This is a genomic window from Streptomyces cinereospinus (assembly GCF_042430725.1).
GTDB classification, from domain to species: domain Bacteria; phylum Actinomycetota; class Actinomycetes; order Streptomycetales; family Streptomycetaceae; genus Streptomyces; species Streptomyces cinereospinus.
Genome location: NZ_JBHMCY010000011.1, coordinates 19,839 through 41,539 on the forward strand (window position 1 = coordinate 19,839; position 21,701 = coordinate 41,539).

At 73.6% G+C, this 21,701-nt stretch carries 15 protein-coding genes and 2 pseudogenes; 10 read left to right on the forward strand and 7 right to left on the reverse strand.

Annotated features, from left to right (window positions below):
* Positions 1-108 precede the first annotated feature (108 nt).
* A complete protein-coding gene (locus ACFF45_RS07950; protein WP_381343827.1) occupies positions 109-2,742 on the forward strand; it encodes a SpoIIE family protein phosphatase in 2,634 nt (877 codons plus the stop codon).
* A 265-nt stretch (positions 2,743-3,007) separates the two neighbouring features.
* Here the strand turns inward: ACFF45_RS07950 and ACFF45_RS07955 are convergent.
* Positions 3,008-3,187, reverse strand: a pseudogene (locus ACFF45_RS07955) (CorA family divalent cation transporter); the annotation flags it as partial.
* 1,001 nt (positions 3,188-4,188) lie between these two features.
* Here ACFF45_RS07955 and ACFF45_RS07960 point away from each other — a divergent pair.
* Positions 4,189-4,659, forward strand: coding sequence for a hypothetical protein (locus ACFF45_RS07960; RefSeq protein ID WP_381343829.1), 471 nt, complete (start codon positions 4,189-4,191; stop codon positions 4,657-4,659).
* A 61-nt stretch (positions 4,660-4,720) separates the two neighbouring features.
* Here ACFF45_RS07960 and ACFF45_RS07965 read toward each other — a convergent pair whose 3' ends face one another.
* The 5 genes from ACFF45_RS07965 to ACFF45_RS07985 form a co-directional block, all read right to left on the reverse strand.
* On the reverse strand, positions 4,721-5,404 hold the full coding sequence (locus ACFF45_RS07965; protein ID WP_381344067.1) for a restriction endonuclease: 684 nt from the start codon (positions 5,402-5,404) through the stop codon (positions 4,721-4,723).
* Positions 5,404-5,616 (reverse strand): hypothetical protein, encoded by a 213-nt coding sequence (locus ACFF45_RS07970; protein WP_381343832.1) that lies wholly within the window; start codon positions 5,614-5,616, stop codon positions 5,404-5,406. Before ACFF45_RS07970 ends, ACFF45_RS07965 begins: the two co-directional genes overlap by 1 nt.
* A gap of 257 nt (positions 5,617-5,873) precedes the next feature.
* A complete protein-coding gene (locus ACFF45_RS07975) occupies positions 5,874-6,887 on the reverse strand; it encodes a magnesium and cobalt transport protein CorA (RefSeq protein ID WP_381343834.1) in 1,014 nt (337 codons plus the stop codon).
* A 320-nt stretch (positions 6,888-7,207) separates the two neighbouring features.
* Complete coding sequence (locus ACFF45_RS07980; protein WP_381343837.1) at positions 7,208-7,999, reverse strand: S1 family peptidase; 792 nt, start codon at positions 7,997-7,999, stop codon at positions 7,208-7,210.
* A gap of 188 nt (positions 8,000-8,187) precedes the next feature.
* Complete coding sequence (locus ACFF45_RS07985) at positions 8,188-11,004, reverse strand: helix-turn-helix transcriptional regulator (protein ID WP_381343840.1); 2,817 nt, start codon at positions 11,002-11,004, stop codon at positions 8,188-8,190.
* A gap of 435 nt (positions 11,005-11,439) precedes the next feature.
* On the opposite strand from ACFF45_RS07985, the pseudogene ACFF45_RS07990 reads away from it, so the two are divergent.
* From ACFF45_RS07990 to ACFF45_RS08025, 8 genes and pseudogenes are all read left to right on the forward strand, one after another.
* A pseudogene (locus ACFF45_RS07990) lies at positions 11,440-12,665 on the forward strand (AMP-binding enzyme).
* A gap of 48 nt (positions 12,666-12,713) precedes the next feature.
* On the forward strand, positions 12,714-13,142 hold the full coding sequence (locus ACFF45_RS07995; protein ID WP_381343842.1) for a VOC family protein: 429 nt from the start codon (positions 12,714-12,716) through the stop codon (positions 13,140-13,142).
* 120 nt (positions 13,143-13,262) lie between these two features.
* Entirely contained in the window at positions 13,263-13,769 is a 507-nt protein-coding gene (locus ACFF45_RS08000; RefSeq protein ID WP_381343845.1) for a hypothetical protein, read from the forward strand.
* A gap of 55 nt (positions 13,770-13,824) precedes the next feature.
* A complete protein-coding gene (locus ACFF45_RS08005) occupies positions 13,825-14,079 on the forward strand; it encodes a hypothetical protein (RefSeq protein WP_381343848.1) in 255 nt (84 codons plus the stop codon).
* A 134-nt stretch (positions 14,080-14,213) separates the two neighbouring features.
* Positions 14,214-15,236: a LacI family DNA-binding transcriptional regulator gene (locus ACFF45_RS08010; RefSeq protein ID WP_381343851.1), complete on the forward strand. Its 1,023-nt coding sequence runs from the start codon at positions 14,214-14,216 to the stop codon at positions 15,234-15,236.
* Between the two features lie 672 nt (positions 15,237-15,908).
* Positions 15,909-17,036 (forward strand): GH12 family glycosyl hydrolase domain-containing protein, encoded by a 1,128-nt coding sequence (locus ACFF45_RS08015; protein WP_381343853.1) that lies wholly within the window; start codon positions 15,909-15,911, stop codon positions 17,034-17,036.
* A 322-nt stretch (positions 17,037-17,358) separates the two neighbouring features.
* The gene (locus tag ACFF45_RS08020) at positions 17,359-19,584 is read left to right on the forward strand and encodes a glycoside hydrolase family 6 protein (RefSeq protein ID WP_381343855.1); all 2,226 of its coding nucleotides are present in this window, start codon (positions 17,359-17,361) and stop codon (positions 19,582-19,584) included.
* Between the two features lie 143 nt (positions 19,585-19,727).
* Positions 19,728-20,825, forward strand: a complete 1,098-nt coding sequence (locus ACFF45_RS08025) for a lytic polysaccharide monooxygenase auxiliary activity family 9 protein (RefSeq protein ID WP_381343858.1) — start codon at positions 19,728-19,730, stop codon at positions 20,823-20,825.
* Between the two features lie 67 nt (positions 20,826-20,892).
* On the opposite strand, the gene ACFF45_RS08030 is transcribed toward ACFF45_RS08025, so the two are convergent.
* Complete coding sequence (locus tag ACFF45_RS08030; RefSeq protein ID WP_381343861.1) at positions 20,893-21,534, reverse strand: hypothetical protein; 642 nt, start codon at positions 21,532-21,534, stop codon at positions 20,893-20,895.
* Between the last annotated feature and the right edge of the window lie 167 nt (positions 21,535-21,701).

Sequence of the window (21,701 nt, forward strand, 5' to 3'; positions counted from 1 at the left end):
CTTGCCCAGTCCGGGGGCCGCCGCGGCGGCCCGGGCCGTGCACATCGGACGGACAAGCAGGACCATGGGACAAACAGGAACATGGTCGTGTAAAAGATGGGAACGTCCATGGACGCCGCGCGACACGGTTCCGAGACGCCGCCCGCCGGAGCGCGCGATCTCTTCGACGCGTCCTCCGACGCGGTGGCGGTGCTGTCCGCCGCCGGGGTGGTGATCGGCTGGACGCGGGCGGCCGAGAAACTCCTCGGGCACCCGGCACGGGAGGTCGTCGGCGGCTCCGCCGCGCGTCTGCTGGCGGTGCCCGGCGATCCGGTCCGCGCGTCCGGCGTCGCCGACCGGTGCCGGACCGGAGTGGGGTGGAGCGGACTCGTCCCGCTGCGCCACCGCGACGGCCGCCGGCTCGACGTCGACCTGCGGGTCTCCGCCTGCTTCGGGCTCGGCTCGCAGGAGTGCTTCCTGGTCTCGGCGCGGGAGCAGCGCCCGCGGTGGACGATGGGCCAGTCCGTCCTCGACGGCTTCCTGACCCGCTCGCCGGTCGGCATGGCGGTGGTGGACCGGGAACTGCGCTTCGTCTGGCTGAACGACACACTGGAACGCTTCGGGGGCGTGCCCCGCGAGCAGCGGCTGGGCCGCCGGCTGAGCGAGTTGCTGCCCGGGCTCCAGGCCGACACCATCGAGGGCCTGATGCGCAAGGTGCTCGCCACCAAGGTCCCCGTCACCGACTACGAGCACGTCGGCTGGAGCTGGGCCGACCCGCACCGCCAGCGCGCCTACTCCTCGTCCTACTTCCCGCTGGTGGACGCCGGCGACCGTGTCACCGGCGTCTGCTACATGGTCCTGGACGTCACCGAGCGATGGAACGCGCGCCAGTTGCTGTCGCTGGTCGCCGACGCCGGGACCGGCATCGGCCGGACCCTCGACGTGATGCGCACGGCGCAGGAACTCGCCGACTTCGCCGTGCCGCGGTTCGCGGATTTCGTCGTCGTCGACCTGCTGGAGACCGTCCTCAGCACCGAGGGGCACGGGGCCGGGCCGACCGACGCGTCACCGGCGTCCGCCCGGCTCGTGATGCGCCGCGCCGGGATGCGGTCGGTGCGCGAGGGGTGTCCCGAGGCCGTCGCGCGGATCGGTGACCGGGTGGACTTCCTGCCGCCGCCGCACAAGGTGGACCTGCTCATCGACGGCGAGCCGATCCTCGTCCCGGTGCTCGACCCGTCCGACGCCCTGTGGGTCGCCGAGCAGCCCGCGCGGGCGGCGAGCATCCGCGAGTTCGGGCTGCACTCCCTGATAGCCGTGCCGATGCGGGCGCGGAACACCGCCCTGGGGCTCGCCACGTTCCTGCGGTCGCTCAACCCGGTGTCGTTCCAGGCCGACGACGTCCTGCTCGCCCGCGAGGTGGTGGCACGGGCGGCGCTGTGCGTCGACAACGCCCGCCGCTACACCCGGGAGCACACGGCGGCGCTCACCCTGCAACGCAGCCTGCTGCCCCAGGCGTTGACGGGTGGTACGGCGCTGGAGGTGGCCTCCTCCTACCTGCCGGCCGACCCGAGCGGCGGGGTCGGTGGCGACTGGTTCGACGTCATCCCGCTGTCCGGCGCCCGCGTGGGCCTCGTCGTCGGCGATGTCGTCGGCCACGGCATCTCCGCGGCCGCGGCGATGGGCCGGCTGCGCACGGCGGTGCAGACCCTCGCCGACATGGAGCTGCCGCCCGCCGACCTGCTGGCCCACCTCGACGACCTGGTGCTGCGGCTGAGCGAGGAGAAGACCGACCAGAGCACGACCGCCTTCCTCGGCGCGACCTGTCTGTACGCCGTGTACGACCCGGTCAGCAGGCGGTGCACGATGGCCCGCGCCGGACACCCGCCGCCCGTCGTGGTCACCCCCGACGGCCGGGTCTCCTTCCCAGAACCCCCGGCCGGTCCGCCGCTCGGGCTGGGCGGGATGGGCTTCGAGTCCGGCGAGATCGAGCTCCCCGAGGACAGCCTCCTGGGGCTGTACACCGACGGCCTCATCCTCGGCCTCGGCGACATGGAACTCGGCATGACCCGGCTCGGCGAAGCGCTGGCCGGCCACCCCGCGGGCCCTGACGGCGCGTCGGCCGGGCACCCGGCCGGCCCCGACGGCCCCGACGGCCTCGACGGCCCCGACGGCCTCGACGGCCTCGACGGGGCGCCCGCGGCACGCGCCGGGCGCGGGGGCGGTGACGCGGAGGCGGGCGGTGACACGGGCGCGGGCGGTGACACGGACGTGGCCACCCCCGCGGGCGCCCCCGACCTCGCGGCCCTGTGCGCGTCCGCCGTGCAGCGGCTGGTGCCCGTGCCCCAGCCCGACGACATCGCGCTGCTGCTGACGCGCACCCACGCCCTGGGCGCCGACCACGTCGTCGTCTGGGACGTCCCGGTCGACCCCGCCGCCGTCGCCGACGTCCGGGCGCGCGCCACCCGCCAGATCGCGGCCTGGGGCCTCGACGAGCTGTCCATGACCACGGAGCTGATCGTCAGCGAACTGGTCACCAACGCGATCCGCTACGCCGCGCCGCCCATCCGCCTGCGTCTGCTCCGCGACACCTGGCTGACCTGCGAGGTCGCCGACGCCAGCAGCGCCGCCCCGCGACTGAGGCACGCCCGCACCACGGACGAGGGGGGCCGCGGCCTGTTCCTGGTGGCCCAGCTGGCCCACCGCTGGGGCGCCCGCCACACCTCCGACGGCAAGATCATCTGGGCCGAGCAGGAGATCCCGTAGGCCCCGTGCGGAGTGACCGGACACCGCGGACTCCGTTACGCGGGTGTGATCGCCGCTCCCTGGTGCGATGCCGACGCCGCGCCCGTCGTCGCGGTGGGCCGGGGCCCCAGCGGGCCGGGGGCCGCCGCGATGGTGCGCCGTGCGGGACTGCTGGTGCCGGTGCCGGTGCCGGTGCCGGTGCCGGTGCGGTGCGGTGCTGGAGCGGACGGACCGGGCGGGGGGCCACTGGCGCAACCAGGGGAGGGGGTGGGGGGCGCGGAGCGGCTCAGAGCCAGTCCTTCCGCTTGAAGATCAGGTACAGGCTCACGCACACCACGCCCATCAGGCCCACCGCGAAGGGGTATCCGAGGCTCCAGCCCAGCTCCGGCATGTGGGCGAAGTTCATCCCGTAGACCGTCCCGACCAGCGTCGGCGCGAACAGGATCGCCGCCCACGAGGAGATCTTCACTCTCAGCGCGCTGACCTGCGGGAACCTACTGCAGAGTCGCCCTGACCTGCGGCGATCCGCCTTTCAGGCCCTTTCGTGGCGCTGCCCGTTTGTACGGCCGATCCTCCCCAGCCGCTGGCCGGCGACCTCGTCCCAGTCTCCCTCCAACTTGCTCCTCCTGAGGCTGGAAGCGAGGGCACGTGCTCGTCGTGGCTGGGACGGTCGTGCGGTGGGTTGTGCATGCGTGTCCTTGAAGAGGTAGGGCTGGTCATGTGAAGGGGCTGTTGAGCCGGGTCGACCGGTTGGGGACCGGTCGCTCGTGACGCGCGACGCTGCCGGCGCTGTCTGGGGACCGGGCGGGGACGGTCCCCGATTCGGGAGACGCTCGGTCCCCAGTGGCATGGGCGTGGGGACCGGTCCCGTCTCGGTCCCGTAGTCGTGGGTGGGGACGGTCCCCGACGTGGCGACCTGACGGTCCCCGAACCGTCGCAGGGCCGTCCGAGATGGTGGGGATCGTGGGGACGGTCCCCACTGAGTCGGGGATGTCAGGGGGGGACCAGCGGAAACAGAGTTGGGGACCGGTCCCGTGGTGCCCGACGGGCGCAGCGCGATCCCCGGTCAGCCAAACCGGGGATTCTCCAGACCATGGAAGTACTCAGCTCCGCCCGCTTGGCAGGGGACAGGAGCGGATTCGTCATGTCCCAGGTCCGCCGCCACAGAATGCCGGTGGAAGAGCCCGAAGGTTAAGATAAGTGCGAAGTGTTGCTTGTGGCAGCGAAATTCCGCTGAATGCCCGTTTCTCTCCCAGGATCTCGCCGTTCGTGAGGGGATTTCTGAACGTACGAGAAGCTGCCGCATACCTGGGACTGTCGCCCGACACCCTTTGAGAGGTCTTCGGGCTGTCGCCGGCGGACGTCGACTTCGAGCGCGGCCTCATCCGCGTTCGCCGACAGGTCCAGCTCCTATACGGCCGCCTGTACTTCACCCTTCCCAAGGGCGGGAAGACCCGCGTCGTCGACATGCCGCCTTCGGTGGCCGCCGAGCTGCGCGCACACCTCCTGCAGCATCCGGCCGGCGAGGTCGAGCTGCCGTGGGGTGGCCCGGAACCAGATCGGGAGAAGCGAGCCTTTCCGCTGGCCCTGACCACGACCTACGGCAACGCGATCCGCGCCAACATCTTCAACGACGAGGTGTGGAAGCCCGCTCTCGCGAAGGCGGGGGTGATCCCCGTGCGGGGGAAGGGCCAGCGCTGGAAGGCCTCCCGCAAGGACGGCTTCCACGTCCTCCGGCACACCTACGCCTCGGTCATCCTCAAGGCGGGCGAGTCCGTGGTCACCCTCGCCCGGTGGCTCGGCCACTCCAGTCCCACCATCACCCTCGACCACTACGCCCACTTCATGCCCGAGGCCGGAGGCAAGGGGCGTGCGGCTGTCGACGCGCTGCTCGGAGTGGCCCCTCAGTACGTCCCAGAAGACCTTGCCCTTGCCTGAGAACGGGTGGCACAGCACATGCTGTGCCACCCGTTCTCGTTGGCGGGGCACGCGCTGAGTCTCATGCCGCTCGACGCCACGGCAGGCGCGCGCGTCTTGCGGGCAGGCCGAGGAGTTCGTGCAACGCCTTGCCTTCGTGGGCCCAGTGGTTCAGTCGGTTGCGGTCCACCCACCGCACGCCGTGACGGTCGCCCCAAGCCATGGCGTCGCGGGTGAACGCGCCGTTGGTGACGACGACCGCGTGGTCCGCCCTGTGTGCGGGACCCGCCGTTCCGTTCACCTGGTACATCACCGACGAGCCGACCTTGCCGCCGACGCGGGTGTGCTTCGCCTGTACCACGATCCGCCCAAGGGGGACCCGGACGCCGATCACGTCCGCGGCCTGGTCTCCGCCCCCGCCCACCCTCCTGGCCGCCCAGCCGTCGCGGACGAGGAGGTCGCGCAGCGCGTGCTCGAACTGCTGGTCGTCCATCGCGTCCAACTCGGACAAGGTGATGCGCAGACGGGCCAGCCTCTCGTTGTCCGCGCGATGCCGACGGGAGCCCCGTACCCGGAGGCAGGCCAAGCCGACGGCGGCGGCGAGACAGATCAGGACCACCAGCGGCCAGGCCGCGGCGGCCCTCGTCAGGAGGCGCGATGCGGCCTGCGCCAGTGCGACCGTGAGCGCGAGGGCAACGGCTGCCGCACCCAGTAGGTCTGCGGTACTGCGCGGTCGCCACCGAATCCTTCGCCGCCGCCGGGCCATCACTGCCCGGCCGCTGGCGCGGAGACGGCGGGCTTCGGCGCGGGCTGCTGTTCGGTGGTGCTGTCGCCGAACCCGAAGACCTGGCCCCAGAGCCACACCACCGCGCACAGGCCGGCCACGGCCCAGATGCTCAGGCCCTTGGCGGACTTCGGACCCGGCTTGCGGCGGAGGTGGCTTCGTACGCGCACGTATCCGTCCGGAACCTTCGGCATGCTGATTCCCTCCCCATCGGGCCGCACCATGCGGACCTCCAGATCGGTTGTAGCTGCGGCCACTGACAGAACCTGATACACCGTCATGATCGTGTGGGTGGCAAGGGTGCAAGTCGGCCAAGTCTGCACGAGTCCCTGGCTGACTGCATGGCCCGCTGGCCTGCGAGTGGGCTTTCCGGTTGTGTCCCCACGAGGCCTCTGAGGCGGTGATCAATGGTTGGCTTGCGCTAAGTCGATCAAGCTCGTGTGGCGGGTCGCTACAGCCAATCGCGCTTCTTGAAGATGACGTACAGGCTCACGCAGACCACTGCCATCAGAAGGATGGCGAAGGGGTAGCCGCCTGCCCACTTCAACTCCGGCATGTCCTCGAAGTTCATGCCGTAGATGGTTCCCACGAGTGTGGGCGCGAACAGGATCGCCGCCCACGAGGAGATCTTCTTGATCTCCTCGTTCTGCTCGAAGCCCGCCTCCGCCAGCGCCCGCATCTCCGCGTTCTGCTGCTGGGTGACGAGGGTGGCGTTGACGGTGAGGATCTCGGTCAGCGCCTGGCGGAAGCCGTCGACGCGCTCGCTGGTGTGCGTGACGTGGTCGGCGACGTCCCGCAGGTAGCGCTGGAGCTCCTCGTCCGTGCCGTACTTGGCGAAGCCCGCCATCAGACCGTGCAGCATGCCGACCAGCGGGCGGGTGGCGCGCTGGAACTCGACCATCTCGCGGGAGAGTTCGTAGATGCGGCGGGAGACCTCCGGGTCGCCGCGGAAGACCTCGGTCTCGATCTCGTCGATGTCGGTCTGCACGCCCGCGACCACGGGCGCGTAACCGTCGACGACCGCGTCGAGGATGGCGTACAGCACCGCTTCCGGGCCCAGCCTCAGCAGCTCCGGCGACTCCTCCATGCGCCGGCGGACGGCGGACAGGTCCGGCGCCGCGCCGTGCCGGACGGTGATCAGGAAGTCGGGGCCGACGAAGACGTGCAGCTCGCCGAAGTCGACCTCCTCCGGTGCGTCGAGGTAGCGGGCCGCCCGCAGGACCACGAAGAGGGTGTCGCCGTAACGTTCCAGTTTGGGCCGCTGGTGGGCCTCCAGGGCGTCCTCCACGGACAGCGGGTGCAGCCCGAACTCCTCCGCCAGGGAGAGCAGTTCGCCCTCGGTGGGGCGGGCCAGGCCGATCCAGGCCATGCCGGACGGCTTCTCGCGCAGTTCCCGGTAGGTGTCGGCGAGGGTCGCGGGGGAGGAGACCCGGACACCGTCCTCGTACAGCGCCGCCTGGACCACGCTGCCGGCCTCCGCGGGCCGCGCGGGCGGCGGACCGACGGCGGGCGGCGGACCGCTCTTCGGCGGCTGCGGGGGGAGGGGGCGCCGCCGGCTCGGCTTCCTGGCGTTCTTCTAGGCGATGGGACACCTCCCGGTGGGCCTGCGGCGGTGTGACCGGGGACCAGGATATCCGGGGCCAGGGACACCGTGACGGGGAGGTGCGCGCGACCGGGCGGGACGCGGGCCGCGGCCGCATGGAGAGGGGGCGTTGCGGGCCGCTCGTGGAGGCCCGCAACGCCCCCTGGTTCACTCACCTGAGGGGTACTCAGGAGCATGTGGCGCTAGGAGTTCACCTGCGCGGTCACCAGGCCGGAGAAGGTCGTCAGCCGGGTGTAGACGCCCGGGTACCCGGGCTGCGCGCAGCCCTCGCCCCAGGAGGTGATGCCGGCCAGGACGCCCCCGACGAGCAGCGGGCCACCGCTGTCGCCCTGGCAGGCGTCCACGCCGCCGGAGGTGTGTCCGGCGCACACCATGTCGCTCGCGACGAAGGCGGAGCCGTACGCGCCGCGGCAGCCGGTGTCGGACACGGTCGGCACGGTCGCGGTCCGCAGCTGGTTGGAGGAGCCGCCGTTCTGGGAGGTGGTGCCCCAGCCGAGCACGCGGGCCGTGGTGCCGGCCGCGTACACGGAGGTCTGCGCGGAGGAGACGTACGTCGCCGTGCCGTACGGCATCGGCGTCGACAGCGTCAGCACCGCGACGTCCTCGCCGTCGGTGACGTCCGTGTAGCCGGGGTGGACCCAGATGCCGCTGACCCGGCTCACCGTGCCGTTGGTGCCGTTGCGGTAGGTGCGGCCGCCGACGACGCGGACGCCGCCCGTGGTCTCGCCGACCATGCAGTGCGCGGCGGTCACGACCTTGGTGGGCGAGACCAGGGTGCCGCCGCAGAACTGGTTCTGCGCGGCGTCCGTGATCTGCATCATGAACGGGTACGCGGTCGTGGTGGTCGTCGTGCCGCCGACGATCGGCTGCGGGGCGGCGACGGCGGCGGGGGCGGTGAGCAGCGCGGTCGCGGCGGCGGCGGTCGCCGCGGCGAAGGCGGCGGCGGCGCGTCTGGCACGGGTGAGACCGGACATGAGTCTCCTCAAGTGGTGGCCGGTGGGGGCGCGCGGGCGGGGTGGAGCACGGGAGCCTCGGGACAGGTCCCCGTATGCCCGGCGAGCGGCACGTGACGACGCTAGGGCCGGCGGCCCGCCCGGCCCAATGAGGGAACCCCCTAGGGGGAGTGGGGGAGGGAAAACCCTCGGTCGGGTGCCGCCCGCCGTCAGGTGACGTGCCGTCCCGCCGCCAGCCGGACGATGTCCACCCGCGAGCGGATCCCCAGCTTGCGGTAGACCCGGGTGAGCGTCGCCTCGACCGTCTTGACGCTGATGAACAGCCGCCCGGCTATCTCCCGGTTCGTCGCGCCCTCCATGACCAGCGCCGCCACCTGACGCTCCATCGAGGCGAGCCCCTCCAGCGCGGCCCTCACGTCCGCCGGGGCCGGCCGCCGGTCCGGCACCGCGCCCGCCACCACGGCCGCGTCGACCTGCCGCAGCCAGGGCAGCGCCCGGCACCGCCGCATCAGCCGCGCCGCCTCGTCGTACGACGTCGGCCCGGGCCCCCGCCGGGCCCGCAACCGGGCCAGCTCGAAGGCCGCGCGCGCCTCCTCCAGCCCGTAGCCCAGCTTGCCCAGCCGGTCCTGCGCCGACGTCAGCCGGGCGACCGCCGCGTCGTGGTCGCCGCCCGCCGCCCGCACCAGCGCCTCCGCCCGGTCCAGCACGGCCAGCACGCTCTCCCGCCCCAGCCGCAGCGCCTGCTCCCGGGTCACGTCGATGACGTCCTGGGCCTCCGCCGGCGCACCCACCCGCACCAGCGCCTCCGCCAGGTCGCCGTGCCAGCGGCCGCGCGCCGGGTCGGTGACCCCGAGCCCGTTCTCCAGCTCCCGCACCCGGCGCAGCGAGCGGACGGTGCCCGGCGCGTCCCCGGCGACCAGCCGGACGTAGCCGAGGGCGGCCAGCGCGCGCGAGAGGTAGATCTGGTCGCCGTCCTCCTCGGCGTGCCGCACCGCCTCCCGGGCCAGCGCCAGCGCCTGGTCCACGCTGCCGCCGGAGGCCTCGGCGAGCGAGGCGAGCATCGCGGAGGCCACCTCGCCGATGCCCAGGTCACGGGCGAGCCCGAGGCTCTCGCGGGCCAGGTCCAGGGCGCGGCCGCAGTGCCCGGAGCGCAGTTCGGTCTCGGCCAGCAGCCGCAGGAAGTGCACCTCGCTCTCCACCATCCCGCGCCGCCGCACCTCGCGCAGCAGCGTGGTCACCGTGCCGCGCGCCTCCGGCAGCTGGTCGCTCATCAGCAGCCAGCGGAACCGGGTCGAGCCCGCCCCGTTGTGGTGGCACGCCACCTGCGGGTCCTGCGGCTCCTTCAGCGCCCGCTTGATGGTCGCGGGCGCGTCCGGGTGACCCATCAGGGTCTCGGCCTGGGCCTGGAAGGCGAGTGCCAGCAGCTCGGTCCGGCGGTCCCCGGCCCGCGCCGCCAGGCCCGCGGCGTGCGCGGCCTCCTCCCGGCCCTCGGCGAAGTCGCCCTCGACGACCAGCGCCCGCCACGCCAGCTGGTAGTGTACCAGGGCGAGCAGCCGCGGGTCGTCGCCCGCGTCGGCCAGCGCCTGCGGGAAGACGGCGTCGACCTCCCCGAGCGCCTGTCCCGCCGCCTCGATCACCACCATCCAGGCCCGCACCCGCTCCGCGGGCACCGTGGCCCGGGTCAGCACCTCCCGCGCGATGTCCCGGGCCAGGTCCACCTCGCCGGCGGTGATCGCGTCCTCGGCCGCCTGCAACCGCCGCTCGTCCGGCCCCGGCACGCTGTCGGCCGGCGCGTGCCGGGCCGCGAGCAGCCCGAGCGAGGCGGCCACCGAGGGCGCCCCGCGGTCCCGGGCCAGCATGGCGGCCCCGGCGAGCCGCGCCGCCACCTGCGGATCGGTCCCCGTCGTCGCCAGCGCCAGGTGCCGGGCCCGCTCGATCGGGTCGGAGGCCGCCGTCGACAGGGCGGCGTGCGCGGCCCGCCGCTGGTGGGCGGGCGCCTCCGCGTACAGCGCCGCCGAGATCAGCGGATGCGCGAAACGTACGGCGGAGCCCTCCGGTTCCGTCATCAGCAGTCCGAGCCCGGCCGCCCGGGCCGTCTCGGCCTCGGCGTTCTCCCGGCCGGCCGCGTGCAGCAGGGACAGCGTGGGCCGGGCGCCGGCGCTGGCCACGAGCAGGGTGTGCCGGGCCTCGCCGGAGAGGATCTCCAGCCGGCTGAGGACGAGTGCGCGCAGCGAGGTCGGCACCGGCAGCGGCTCGCCCGGACGCGGCGGGGTCGGGTTCTCGGCGAGGGCGCGGCCCAGCTCCAGCGCGAACAGCGGGTTGCCGCCGCTGGTGCGGTGGATGTCCCGGACGGTGGAACGCGGCAGCCCGGTGTAGCCGCGGTGGTCGAGCAGCGCGGAGACCTGGGCGCGGGAGAGCGGGCCCAGGCGGACGGCGAGCGTGTCGGGGGGAGCGGTGCGCAGGTGGCGGTCGTACTCCTGGCCCTCGGTGCGCACCGCGCAGAGCATCGTGACGGGCGTGTCGCCGAGCCGGCGGGCGGCGAAGCCGAGCAGCTCGGAACTGGCGGAGTCCAGCCACTGCACGTCGTCGGCGACGACGAGGACCGGCCCCTCGGCGGCGAGCGCGCGCAGCGCGGACAGCACGGCCAGGCGCAGCGCGAGGCCGTCGCGCTGGAGGGTGGACTCGCCGCGGCCGGTGAGCGCCGACTCCAGTGCGGTGCGCTGTGCGGCGGGCAGCTTGCCGGACACCTGGTCCAGCACCAGGCCGAGCAGGTCGGCGAGGGCCAGGAACGGCAGATGCGATTCGGACTCCGTCGCCGAGCAGCGCAACACGGTCCGGGCCGCCTCGGCGTAATCCGCGGCCAATGCCCGCAGCACGGTCGACTTTCCTATTCCCGCGGGCCCGTGGAGCAGCACACTGCCCCCGCGGCCGAGCTGCTCACGCGCCGCCGTGAACGGTTCCTCCCGGCCGATGACCAGGTCGGGGCGGCCGCTGGCAGGCTCCTCGAAGTCCCGTCGCACGGTCACCGCTCCCTCCGAGTGTCGTGTCCGGGCCAAATTCTAGGCAACATCTCATTGACATCCGGAGTGATGGGACGGTGAGGGAGATAACAGCGGCGGGCCCCCGGGAAAAAGCGGTCCTCCCCCGAACCACCGAAACGGCCGAAACAGCCGGTCCGGCCGGTCCGGCCGGTCCGGCCGGACCGCCCGGACCGCCCCGGACCGCCCCGGACCGCCCGGACCGCCCGGACCGCCCCGGGCGGACCGGACCGCCCGAGCCGCCGGACACCACGGCAGCGCCCCGCCCGCCGCGCGGCCGTCACCGCCCCGCACCGGGCGCTTCCACCGCCATGTCCTCGCTCCTTCCCCGGGCACGCGCTGCCGTTCCGGGGTAGGGACACGCACCACGGATCACACGATGGCGACGAGCCGCCCGGCACGGTCCGGCACCGAGGAGGACGGATGACGACGGCGACGGAGGAGTTCCGCAGCGCCCGGGACTTCCTGCTGGAACACCGCGAGGACCACGACACCGCGTACGCGGGCTTCCGCCGGCCCCGGACCGAGTACTTCGACTGGGCGCTGGACCGGTCCGACGTCGTCGCGGCCGGGAACGGACGCACCGCCCTGCACATCGTCGAGGAGGACGGAAACCGACACCCTGCTCTCCCACGCCGGGCCGGCGGACCGCTCGGACCGCTCGGACCGGGTGGCCAGCTGGCTGCGGGCCCGTGACGTCCGCGCGGGGGACCGCGCCCTCGTCATGCTCGGCAACCAGGCCGAGCTGTGGGAGACGGCGCTGGCGGCCATGCAGTTGCGCGCGGTCGTCATCCCGGACACCCCGCTGCTCGGCCCCGCCGACCTGCGCGACCGGGTGCAGCGCGGCCGGCTGTGGCACGTGCTCGTACGGGCCGAGGACGCCGGCGAGTTCGCCGGGGTGCCCGGCGACTGCACCCGCGTCGCGGTCGGCGGCACCCCGGTGGGGTGGCAGCCGTACGCGGAGGCGTACGCCGCACCGCCCGGGTTCACCCCCGACGGTCCCACCCGCGCCGACGACGCTGTGGGAGACGGCGCTGGCGGCCATGCAGTTGCGCGCGGCCGTCATCCCGGCCACCCCGCTGCTCGGCCCCGCCGACCTGCGCGACCGGGTGCAGCGCGGCCGGCTGCGGCACGTGCTCGTACGGGCCGAGGACGCCGGCAAGTTCGCCGGGGTGCCCGGCGACTGCACCCGCGTCGCGGTCGGCGGCACCCCGGTGGGGTGGCAGCCGTACGCGGAGGCGTACGCCGCACCGCCCGGGTTCACCCCCGACGGCCCCACCCGCGCCGACGACCCGCTGATGCTCTGCTTCAGCCTCCGACTACAAGATCTCCCCGTTCGAGCTGGAGAGCGCCCTGCTGGAACACGAGGCGGTCGCCGAGGCCGCCGTCGTACCGGCACCGGACGCCCCGCGCCTGGCCGTGCCCAAGGCGTACGTCGTCCTCGCGGAGGGCCGGGAGCCCGGCCCGGACACCGCGAAGGCGCTGTTCGAGCACTCCCAAGAGACGCTCGCCCCGTACCAGCGCATCCGCCGGCCGGAGTTCGCCCCGCTGCCCAAGACCGTCTCCGGCAAGATCCCCGCCGCAGCGAGCTGCGCGAGGCCACGGCGGCGGGCTCGGACGCCGAGTACCGCGAGGAGGACTTCCGGTGACGCGAAAACGGGATGGCAGCGTCCGACCCCGCTCGGTAAGGTGCGCCGATGCCATCGGTCAAGCAGTTCCAGGTCACCTTCGACTGCGCGGAACCGGAGCGGCTCGCCCGCTTCTGGTGCGAGGTGCTGGGGTACGTCGTAGCGCCGCCACCGAAGGGGTTCGCCACGTGGGACGACTACCAGCGCTCGCTGCTCCCTGAGCAGCAGGGCGCCTGGTTCGCCTGCGTCGATCCCTCGGGCGCGGGCCCGCGGCTGTTCTTCCAGCGCGTCCCCGAAGGGAAGGCCGCCAAGAACCGGGTGCACCTCGACGTGCGGGTCGCGACCGGACTCGTGGGCGAGGAGCGCCTGGCCGCCCTGGAGGCCGAGTGCGCGCGACTGGTCCCGCTCGGCGCCGTTCACGTGCAGACGCTGTACGACGGCAACGACGCGTGCATCCCGATGCTGGACGTCGAGGGCAACGAATTCTGTCTCGACTGAGCGTGCCCCGTCGTCCTGGTCCCGCCCGCGACGGCCGGCCCGGGCTCCGCTCGCTGGTACCGGCGATCCCAGGAAAAGGAGCCCCTGGCTGATCGTCCGGCAGTGCGGCACCGTGACCGCATGACCACGCCCGCAGCCCAGGACGCGCAGAACGAGGACGCCTGGAGGACGACCACGAGACGCGGCGTCCTTCTCGCCGGCGCCGTGGCGCTCCTCGTCGGTGTGACGGGGTGCTCGGCCGACGACTCCGGTTCCGGCAGCACCAGCGCTTCCCGCACGCCGGTGAACGTGGCGGACGCCGTCCCGATCCGGGACCTGCGCGACTCGTTCCTGACCGACCGGGCCCGCGCGGAGCGGGAGTGCTACGGCCGCTCGGTGACGGTCCGGGCCGTCGTGCTGACGACGGGTGCGAGCGAGTTCGGGACGCCCACCATCGAGGCGTCGGACGTGCCGGGCGGCACCCATCTCGCCAGCATCGTCCTTCCCTACGACGACCGCCGCGCGGAGTCCTTCCGCCGTCTGGAGAGCGTCGAGGTCGGCCAGGAGATCGTCGCAGTCGCGACCTGCAACGTCTTCGTCGACGGGGACGACTTCCTGGTCCTCAAGAACTCCGACATCACCGGTTGAGGGAGTCAGGGAGACCAGGGCAACTCGGGCAGACTCACAGGAACGTGGAAGAACAGTGGACACGCAGCACACCCCCAACGCGGCCGTCGCCAGGCGTTCGCGTATCGCGTCGTACGTCCTCGCCCTCGTCGGGACGTTCAGCGCCGTCTTCGGTGAGAGCACCCTGCGGGCGATCGACGCCGGTACCGGGCACGCGATCCCGTACGGCGTGTACTCGACCGCCCACTACGCCATCCTGGTCGTCGCGCACGTCGCCACGCCGTTGGCGGCGGCCCTCTTCGGCGCCGCGCTCGTCCTGAAGAGGCTGTGACGGCGACCGCCCGAAGACCACCGGCGTCCGGCTCGCCGGCGCGCCGCGCGAGCGGTACGGCGTCCTAGACGCAGCCGGGGTGTTCGATCACAGGGGTCCGCGGCCCGTAAGATCGGGTGCCCTTGGGGGTGGTTATGGGGAAGCGGCGTCCCGGCACGCCGACGCTGGAGGAAGTGGCCGCGCTCGCCGGAGTGGGGCGGGGCACCGTCTCCCGCGTCATCAACAACGCGGCGGGCGTGAAGGAGTCGACCCGCCGTGCCGTGCAGCGCGCCATCGCCGAACTGGGCTACGTGCCCAACCTGGCGGCGCGCTCCCTGGCCGGCCGGCCGGCGGACGCCGTGGCGCTGGCCATCACGGAGAAGGACTGGCGCAAGTTCGGGGAGCCGTTCTTCGCGGAGGTGGTCCGGGCCGTCGGCGACGCGCTGGCCGACACCGCCGTGCAGCTGCTGGTCACCCTCGTCCGTACGGACGCCGAGCGGCAGCGCTTCGTCGAGTACGCGCGCGGCGGCCGGGTGGACGGGGTGCTGCTGATGTCCGTGCACGCCGACGACCCGCTGCCCGACATGCTCGCGGACGCCGGACTGCCCACCGTCCTGCTCGGCCGGCGCTCGGGCGACGAGCGGGTCACGTACGTCGACGCGGACAACACCGGAGGCGCCCGCGAGGCGGTCGCGCATCTGCTGCACGGCGGACGCAGGGCCATCGCCACCATCACCGGCCCGCTCGACATGTACGTCGCCCAGTGCCGGCTGCGCGGCTACCAGGAGGCGCTGGAGCGGGCCGGCGTCGGGACCGGGGCCTCCTGGGTCGCCGAGGGCGACTTCACCGAGACCAGCGGACGCCGGGCGATGGCCGAGATCCTGCGCCGGCACCCGGCCGTCGACGCCGTCCTCGCCGCGTCGGACGCCATGGCCGCCGGCGCGCTGGCCGTGCTGCGCGCGGCCGGACGCCGGGTGCCCGAGGACGTCGCGGTGATCGGCTTCGACGACTTCCTGCTCGCCCAGCACGCCGAGCCGCCGCTGACGACGGTCCGCCAGCCCGTCGAGGAGATCGGCCGGACCATGGTGCGGCTGCTCCTGGAGGAGATGGAGCAGCCCGAGGTGGCCTGGCGGCACGTGATCCTCCGGACGCGCCTGGTGGTCCGCGACTCGGCCTGAGCCGCCGGTGCCCCGGCGCCGCCCGCCGTGCGCTCCCGGCGCCACACGGGTTTGCCGCTTCTCTTGACACCCAGGGTGGCTGCTGGCTACATGTCCAGCAGGGTGGGAGCGCTCCCAAGATCATTCCGGCGTCGGGTCCCGCACGTTTCCCGCGTACGGAACCGGCCCGCCGGGCCTCCGCGCCCCCGCCCGAGCCGGCCCGGCCGGGCCGCCTCACCGCACGGCACGACCCCGATCCTTCCTCCCGCACGCCCCCGTACGGAAAGGACGATCCGTTGCGCCCGCACCCGCCCCATCTCGCCGGACAGGCCGGACAGGCCGGACAGAGGCAGGCCGCACGGGCCGAACGGGCCGGACAGGCCCCGAATCCCGGACGCACCGAAGGCGCCGGACCGGCCGCCCGCACCCGGCACCGCGCGGTTTCGGGAGCGCTCCCAACTCCTGCCTGTGACAGATCCGTTCGAGGCAAAGGTCGATCGCATGGCCGGGAACAGGTACGTCGAGAACCGTCCGACGCATTCGCTCCCGCAGGGTTGTCAGGGACATGAGTCGACTCCTACAGTCCCGTTCGACACCAGGGGAGTGGGAGCGCTCCCATGAACTGACGGATGGGAGCGCTCCCGAATCACGTCCCCCGTCGATTCCGGCTGTTCCTCCGAGAGAGGCCCCCGCATGCGACCGTTATCGATCCACCGCACCGCACGCGGCCTGGTGGGCGCGCTGCTCACCGCCGTCGCCACACTGGCCGCGCTCCTCGCCGCCGTCCCGCCGGCCCAGGCGGACACCACGATCTGCGAACAGTACGGCTCGACCGTGATCCAGGGACGCTACGTCGTCCAGAACAACCGCTGGGGCACCGCCGCCACCCAGTGCGTCACCGCCACCGACACCGGCTTCCGGCTCGCCCAGGCCGACGGCTCGGTGCCCACCAACGGCGCCCCGAAGTCCTACCCCTCGGTCTTCAACGGCTGCCATTACACCAACTGTTCGCCCGGGACCCGCCTCCCGGCCCAGGTGAGCACCATCTCCAGCGCGCCCAGCAGCATCTCGTACGGCTACGTCTCCAACGCCGTCTACAACGCCTCGTACGACATCTGGCTGGACCCGACGCCGCGCACCGACGGCGTCAACCGGACCGAGATCATGATCTGGTTCAACCGGGTCGGCCCGATCCAGCCGATCGGCTCCCCGGTCGGCACCGCGAACGTCGGCGGCCGCGGCTGGGAGGTGTGGACCGGCAGCAACGGCTCCAACGACGTGATCTCCTTCGTCGCCCCGTCGGCGATCAGCAGCTGGAGCTTCGACGTCATGGACTTCGTCGACCAGACCGTCGCCCGGGGCATGGCCCAGGCGAACTGGTACCTGACGAGCGTCCAGGCCGGTTTCGAGCCGTGGCAGAACGGCGCGGGGCTCGCGGTGAACTCCTTCTCCTCCACCGTCAACACCGGCGGTGACGGCGGCGGCGATCCGGGCGGGCCCGGCGGCGCCTGCAGGGTCACGTACACCGCGAACGCCTGGGCGGACGGCTTCACCGCCGACGTCACCGTCACCAACACCGGTACCGCCCCCGTCGACGGCTGGCGGCTCGGCTTCACCCTGCCCTCCGGGCAACGCGTCGCCAGCGCCTGGAACGCCTCCGTCGCCCCGGCGGCCGGAGCGGTCGTGGCGAGCAACGTCGCGCACAACGCGCGGATCGCGCCCGGCGGCAGCCAGAGCTTCGGCTTCCAGGGCGTCCACAGCGGGACGTTCACCAAGCCGAGCGCGTTCAGCCTGAACGGCACCGCCTGCGCCGTCGCGTGACACTCCCGGGTGCCGCCGTGCGCCGAGGCCGGCCCGGCCGGTGACACCGACGCCACCGGCCGGACGGCCGGACCCCACGCGGGCGTGACGGGGCCGGCCCGCCGGGTCGGCGCGGCCGTCGCCCAGGGCCGGGCCACCGTCCGCACCGCCCGCCCACGACGGCGCCCCGCCACCCGGCGCCACCGCCTCGTTCGGCTTCACCGCCGCCGGCCGGCCGGGCGCGCCCGCCCCGCAGTGCGCCGGCACCCCCTGACCACGACCCCCGGCCGACGACGCACCAGCGCCGTCCGCATCCGCACCCGTACCGCATCTGGAGGTAGGCATGCCAGACCGCTTCGGACGAGCCGCCGTACGCCCGCACCGACCACGCCGACGCCGTACGTCCGCCCTGGCCACCGGGCTGGCGACACTGCTGCTCGGGGCGGCCGGCCAGGTCTCCGCCCCGCCGGCGGCCGCCGCCGAGCCGCACGCGGACAACCCCTTCGCCGGCGCCTCGTTCTACGTCAACCCCGACTACGCGCGCCTGGTCGACGGGTCCATCGCCCAGACCGGTGACGCCACGCTCAAGGCGAAGATGCAGACGGTCAAGAGCTACCCGACGGCCGTCTGGCTGGACCGCATCGCCGCCATCCACGGCGGCGCGGCCAACGCGGGCCGCAAGAGCCTCGCCGACCACCTGGACCTGGCACTGGCGCAGAAGAAGCCCGGCCAGCCGCTCGTCGCCACCTTCGTGGTGTACGACCTGCCGGGCCGCGACTGCGCCGCCCTGGCCTCCAACGGCGAACTGCCGCTCACCGCGGCGGGCCTGGCCCGCTACAGGAGCGAGTACGTCGACGCCATCGCCGAGGTCTTCGCCGACCCCAAGTACCAGGACATCCGCATCACCACGGTCATCGAGCCGGACGGTCTGCCGAACCTGGTCACCAACCTCTCCGACCCCGAGTGCGCCCAGGCCAGGAGCAGCGGCATCCAGGTCGACGCCATCCGGTACGCCCTGAACAAGCTGCACGCCATCCCGAACGTGTACACGTACATGGACTTCGCCCACTCCGGCTGGCTCGGCTGGGACACCAACCTCTCCCAGACCACCCAGCTCTACACGGACGTCGTCAGGGGCACCACGGCCGGCCTGCGCAGCGTGGACGGCCTGATCACCAACGTCTCCAACTACACGCCGCTCGCCGAGCCGTTCCTGACCGACCCGAACAGGACGGTCGGCGGCAACATGATCAAATCCGGCAGGTACTACGAGTGGAACCCGAACTTCGACGAGTCGGACTTCACCCAGGCCGTCCACGCCGCGCTGGTGGCCCAGGGCTGGCCCGCCTCCACCGGCATGGTCGTGGACACCTCCCGCAACGGCTGGGGCGGCGCCGGGCGGCCCACCGCGGAGGGCACCAGCACGGTCCTGGACACCTACGTCACCCAGTCCAAGGTGGACCGCCGCACCCACCGCGGCCTGTGGTGCAACGTCAACGGCGCCGGCATCGGCCAGCCCCCGCAGGCCTCGCCCGCCGGCCATCCGGACTCGCACCTCGACGCGTTCCTGTGGATCAAGCCGCCGGGCGAGTCGGACGGCGCCGGCAAGGACATCCCGAACGACGAGGGCAAGCGTCCGGACCCGATGTGCAACCCGGAGTACACCGCGCCCAACGCGGGCAACAACCCGACCGGCGCGATGCCGGACGCGCCGCTGGCCGGCCACTGGTTCCACAACCAGTTCGCGATGCTGGTGCGCAACGCCCACCCGGCCGTGCCCGCCGACGGCGGGGGCGGCCCCGGCGACCCGGACGACACCACCGCCCCCACCGCGCCGGCCGGCCTGAGGGCCACGGCGAGGACCGCCGGCAGCGTCTCCCTGGCCTGGACCGCGGCCACCGACGACGTCGGCGTGACCGGCTACGACGTGTACCGCGACGGCACCAGGGTCGCCTCCACGGCCGGCACCGCGACCACGTTCACGGACACCGGGCTGAGCGCGGCCACGGCCTACGCCTACACCGTCCGGGCCCGGGACGCCGCCGGGAACGTCTCCGCGGCCTCGGCCGCGCTGACCGTCACCACCGACACCGGCGGCGGCAACCCGGACCCGGCCGGCGGGATCAAGGTCGCCTCCAAGAACAACGACTCCTCGCCCACCGACAACGCCATCCGTCCCGGCCTGCGCATCACCAACACCGGCAGCGGCCCGCTGGACCTGACCAAGGTCACCGCCCGCTACTACTTCACCCGGGACGGCGGTGCGCCCACCGTCAACGCCTGGTGCGACTACGCGGCCCTGGGCTGCGCCGACGTCAGGCTCCGCGTGGTCGCGCTGAGCACGCCGGTGGCGGGCGCGGACGCCTACCTGGAGGTCGGCTTCGCGTCCGGCACGCTCGCCGCCGGCCGGGACACCGGCGACATCCAGCTGCGGATGGCCAAGTCCGACTGGTCGGCCTTCAACGAGGCCGGTGACTACAGCCGCACCACCGCCACGTCGTACGCCGACGCCCCGGCGGTCCCCGCCTACCTGGGCACCGTCCTGGCCTGGGGCGCGCCGCCCGCCTGACCCGCGCGGCCCCTCCCCGCACCCCCTCGCCCGTCCGGCGGCACCCTGCCCGGGCGGGCGGGGGCTCCCTCACATCCACCGGCACGGAGCCGCAAGGAGGGAAGACCCACCCGCGACAACCCCCACGAAGCTCAGGAGACACCATGGCTCGACGCAAGAGACGACTCGTTTCCCTGGCGGCGGTGCTGGCGACCCTGCTCGGCGGAGTCGGCCTGGCCCTGTTCGGCCAGGGCGACGCGCAGGCGCACGGCGTGACGATGACGCCCGGATCGCGGACCTACCTCTGCTACCTGGACGCCAGGACCGGCACCGGCGCCCTGGACCCGGCCAACCCGGCGTGCAGGGCCGCGCTCGCCGAGAGCGGCTCGACGGCGCTGTACAACTGGTTCGCCGTGCTCGACTCCAACGCGGGCGGCCGCGGCGCGGGATACGTCCCGGACGGCAGGCTGTGCAGTGCCGGCGACCGCTCCCCGTACAACTTCACCGGCTACAACGCCGCCCGTGCGGACTGGCCCCGGACGCACCTGACCTCCGGGGCGACGATCAGGATCAGGCACAGCAACTGGGCGGCGCACCCGGGTTCCTTCCGGGTGTACGTCTCCAAGCCCGGTTACTCGCCCACCTCCCCGCTGGGCTGGGGCGACCTGGAGCTGATCCAGACGGTGACCAACCCGCCGCAGTCGGGTTCGGCCGGGTCCGAGGGCGGTCACTACTCCTGGGACCTGAGGCTGCCCTCGGGCCGCTCGGGCAACGCGATGATGTTCATCCAGTGGGTGCGCTCGGACAGCCAGGAGAACTTCTTCTCCTGCTCCGACATCGTCTTCGACGGCGGCAACGGCGAGGTGACCGGCATCCGCGGCTCGGGCAGCGCCCCGACGCCCACGCCGGCTCCGACGACGCCCGCACCGACGCCGACCGACGCCGACCCGCACACCGGGTGCATGGCCCTGTACCGGGTGACGAACCACTGGAACGGCGGCTTCCAGGGTTCCGTCGAGGTGATGAACCACAACGCGGCACCGCGCGACGGCTGGGCGGTGCGCTGGCAGCCGGGCGCCGGCACCAGGATCAGCCAGGTCTGGAACGGCGCGCCGAGCACCGGCTCCGACGGCACGGTCACGGTCAGGAACGTCGACCACAACCGCACCATCGCGCCGGACGGCAGTGTCACCTTCGGCTTCACGGCCACCTCGACCGGCAACAACCTGCCGGCCGGCACGGTCGACTGCGTCACCCCCTAGGCACCCTCCGGCCGTGCGGCGGCGCCGGATCCCGCAGCGGGCGGGTCCGGCGCCGCCGTGCGCCGGCTCAGCGCAGGGTGGCGTGCAGGGCGTCGGCGGGCCGGTTCACCGGGCGCGGGGTGCCGGCGGGGTCGTCCACGACGTACAGCGGGACGCCCAGGGCGTCGGCGGCGGCGCGGGCCCCGGCGGCGTACCCGGTCAGCGAGAAGTACACGCAGCGCGCGGACTCCGACATGGCCGTCAGCCACAGGCACTCCACGTCCCGCGGGGTGGCCGGCCGCGTGGACGGGTCGACGTGGACGAGCAGTCCGCGGGCGGCGAGGCCGACCCCGGACGGGGGCCGCCGGTCGGCGCGGCGCAGGTCGCGGTGGCCGAGGCGGTGCAGATAGAGGGCGGCGGCCGTGACGGCGTCGAGGACGGCGCACCCGGCGGCCGGCCGCCCGGGGCCGGGCGCGGCCACCGGGACGTGCAGCACCGTGCCGCAGGGACAGCCCAGCTCCGGGCGCGGCCACTGGTTGTGCCGGCCGCAGGACGCGCACCGCACGGCGACCCACTCCTCGTCCCAGTTGCGGTGCGTCACGGCCGTCGGCGCGGTGTGCCGGTCCAGCGGCGGGCCGGCCGGGGCGCCGCAGGCGCAGGGGTACGACGGCGCGGTGAAGAGGTGCTCGCGGCGGCAGGCCGGGCAGCGCACCGGCAGGCTCTCGGGCATGGCCACATGGTGCTCCGGCCGCTCCCGGTCTGTCCGCCCCTTGACGGCATTCGGCACCCGCCCCCACCTTGCTTCCCATGAACAAAAGTTAATTTCCAGTATGCGGAAGCGTTGGCGTGGTTGCCGGTGCCGTCCCCGCCGCCGCAGCCGTGGCCGCCGCCTCCGTA

Excerpts from the sequence above, each read along its gene's own strand:
- ACFF45_RS07980 (WP_381343837.1), bottom strand. The coding sequence starts at position 7,999 with ATGTCCGGTCTCACCCGTGCCAGACGCGCCGCCGCCGCCTTCGCCGCG.
- ACFF45_RS07970 (WP_381343832.1), bottom strand. The coding sequence starts at position 5,616 with ATGCCGAAGGTTCCGGACGGATACGTGCGCGTACGAAGCCACCTCCGC.
- ACFF45_RS08000 (WP_381343845.1), top strand. The coding sequence starts at position 13,263 with ATGACCACGCCCGCAGCCCAGGACGCGCAGAACGAGGACGCCTGGAGG.
- ACFF45_RS07995 (WP_381343842.1), top strand. The coding sequence starts at position 12,714 with ATGCCATCGGTCAAGCAGTTCCAGGTCACCTTCGACTGCGCGGAACCG.
- ACFF45_RS08020 (WP_381343855.1), top strand. The coding sequence starts at position 17,359 with ATGCCAGACCGCTTCGGACGAGCCGCCGTACGCCCGCACCGACCACGC.
- ACFF45_RS07965 (WP_381344067.1), bottom strand. The coding sequence starts at position 5,404 with ATGGCCCGGCGGCGGCGAAGGATTCGGTGGCGACCGCGCAGTACCGCA.
- ACFF45_RS08030 (WP_381343861.1), bottom strand. The coding sequence starts at position 21,534 with ATGCCCGAGAGCCTGCCGGTGCGCTGCCCGGCCTGCCGCCGCGAGCAC.
- ACFF45_RS07950 (WP_381343827.1), top strand. The coding sequence starts at position 109 with ATGGACGCCGCGCGACACGGTTCCGAGACGCCGCCCGCCGGAGCGCGC.
- ACFF45_RS08010 (WP_381343851.1), top strand. The coding sequence starts at position 14,214 with ATGGGGAAGCGGCGTCCCGGCACGCCGACGCTGGAGGAAGTGGCCGCG.
- ACFF45_RS07960 (WP_381343829.1), top strand. The coding sequence starts at position 4,189 with ATGCCGCCTTCGGTGGCCGCCGAGCTGCGCGCACACCTCCTGCAGCAT.
- ACFF45_RS08015 (WP_381343853.1), top strand. The coding sequence starts at position 15,909 with ATGCGACCGTTATCGATCCACCGCACCGCACGCGGCCTGGTGGGCGCG.
- ACFF45_RS08025 (WP_381343858.1), top strand. The coding sequence starts at position 19,728 with ATGGCTCGACGCAAGAGACGACTCGTTTCCCTGGCGGCGGTGCTGGCG.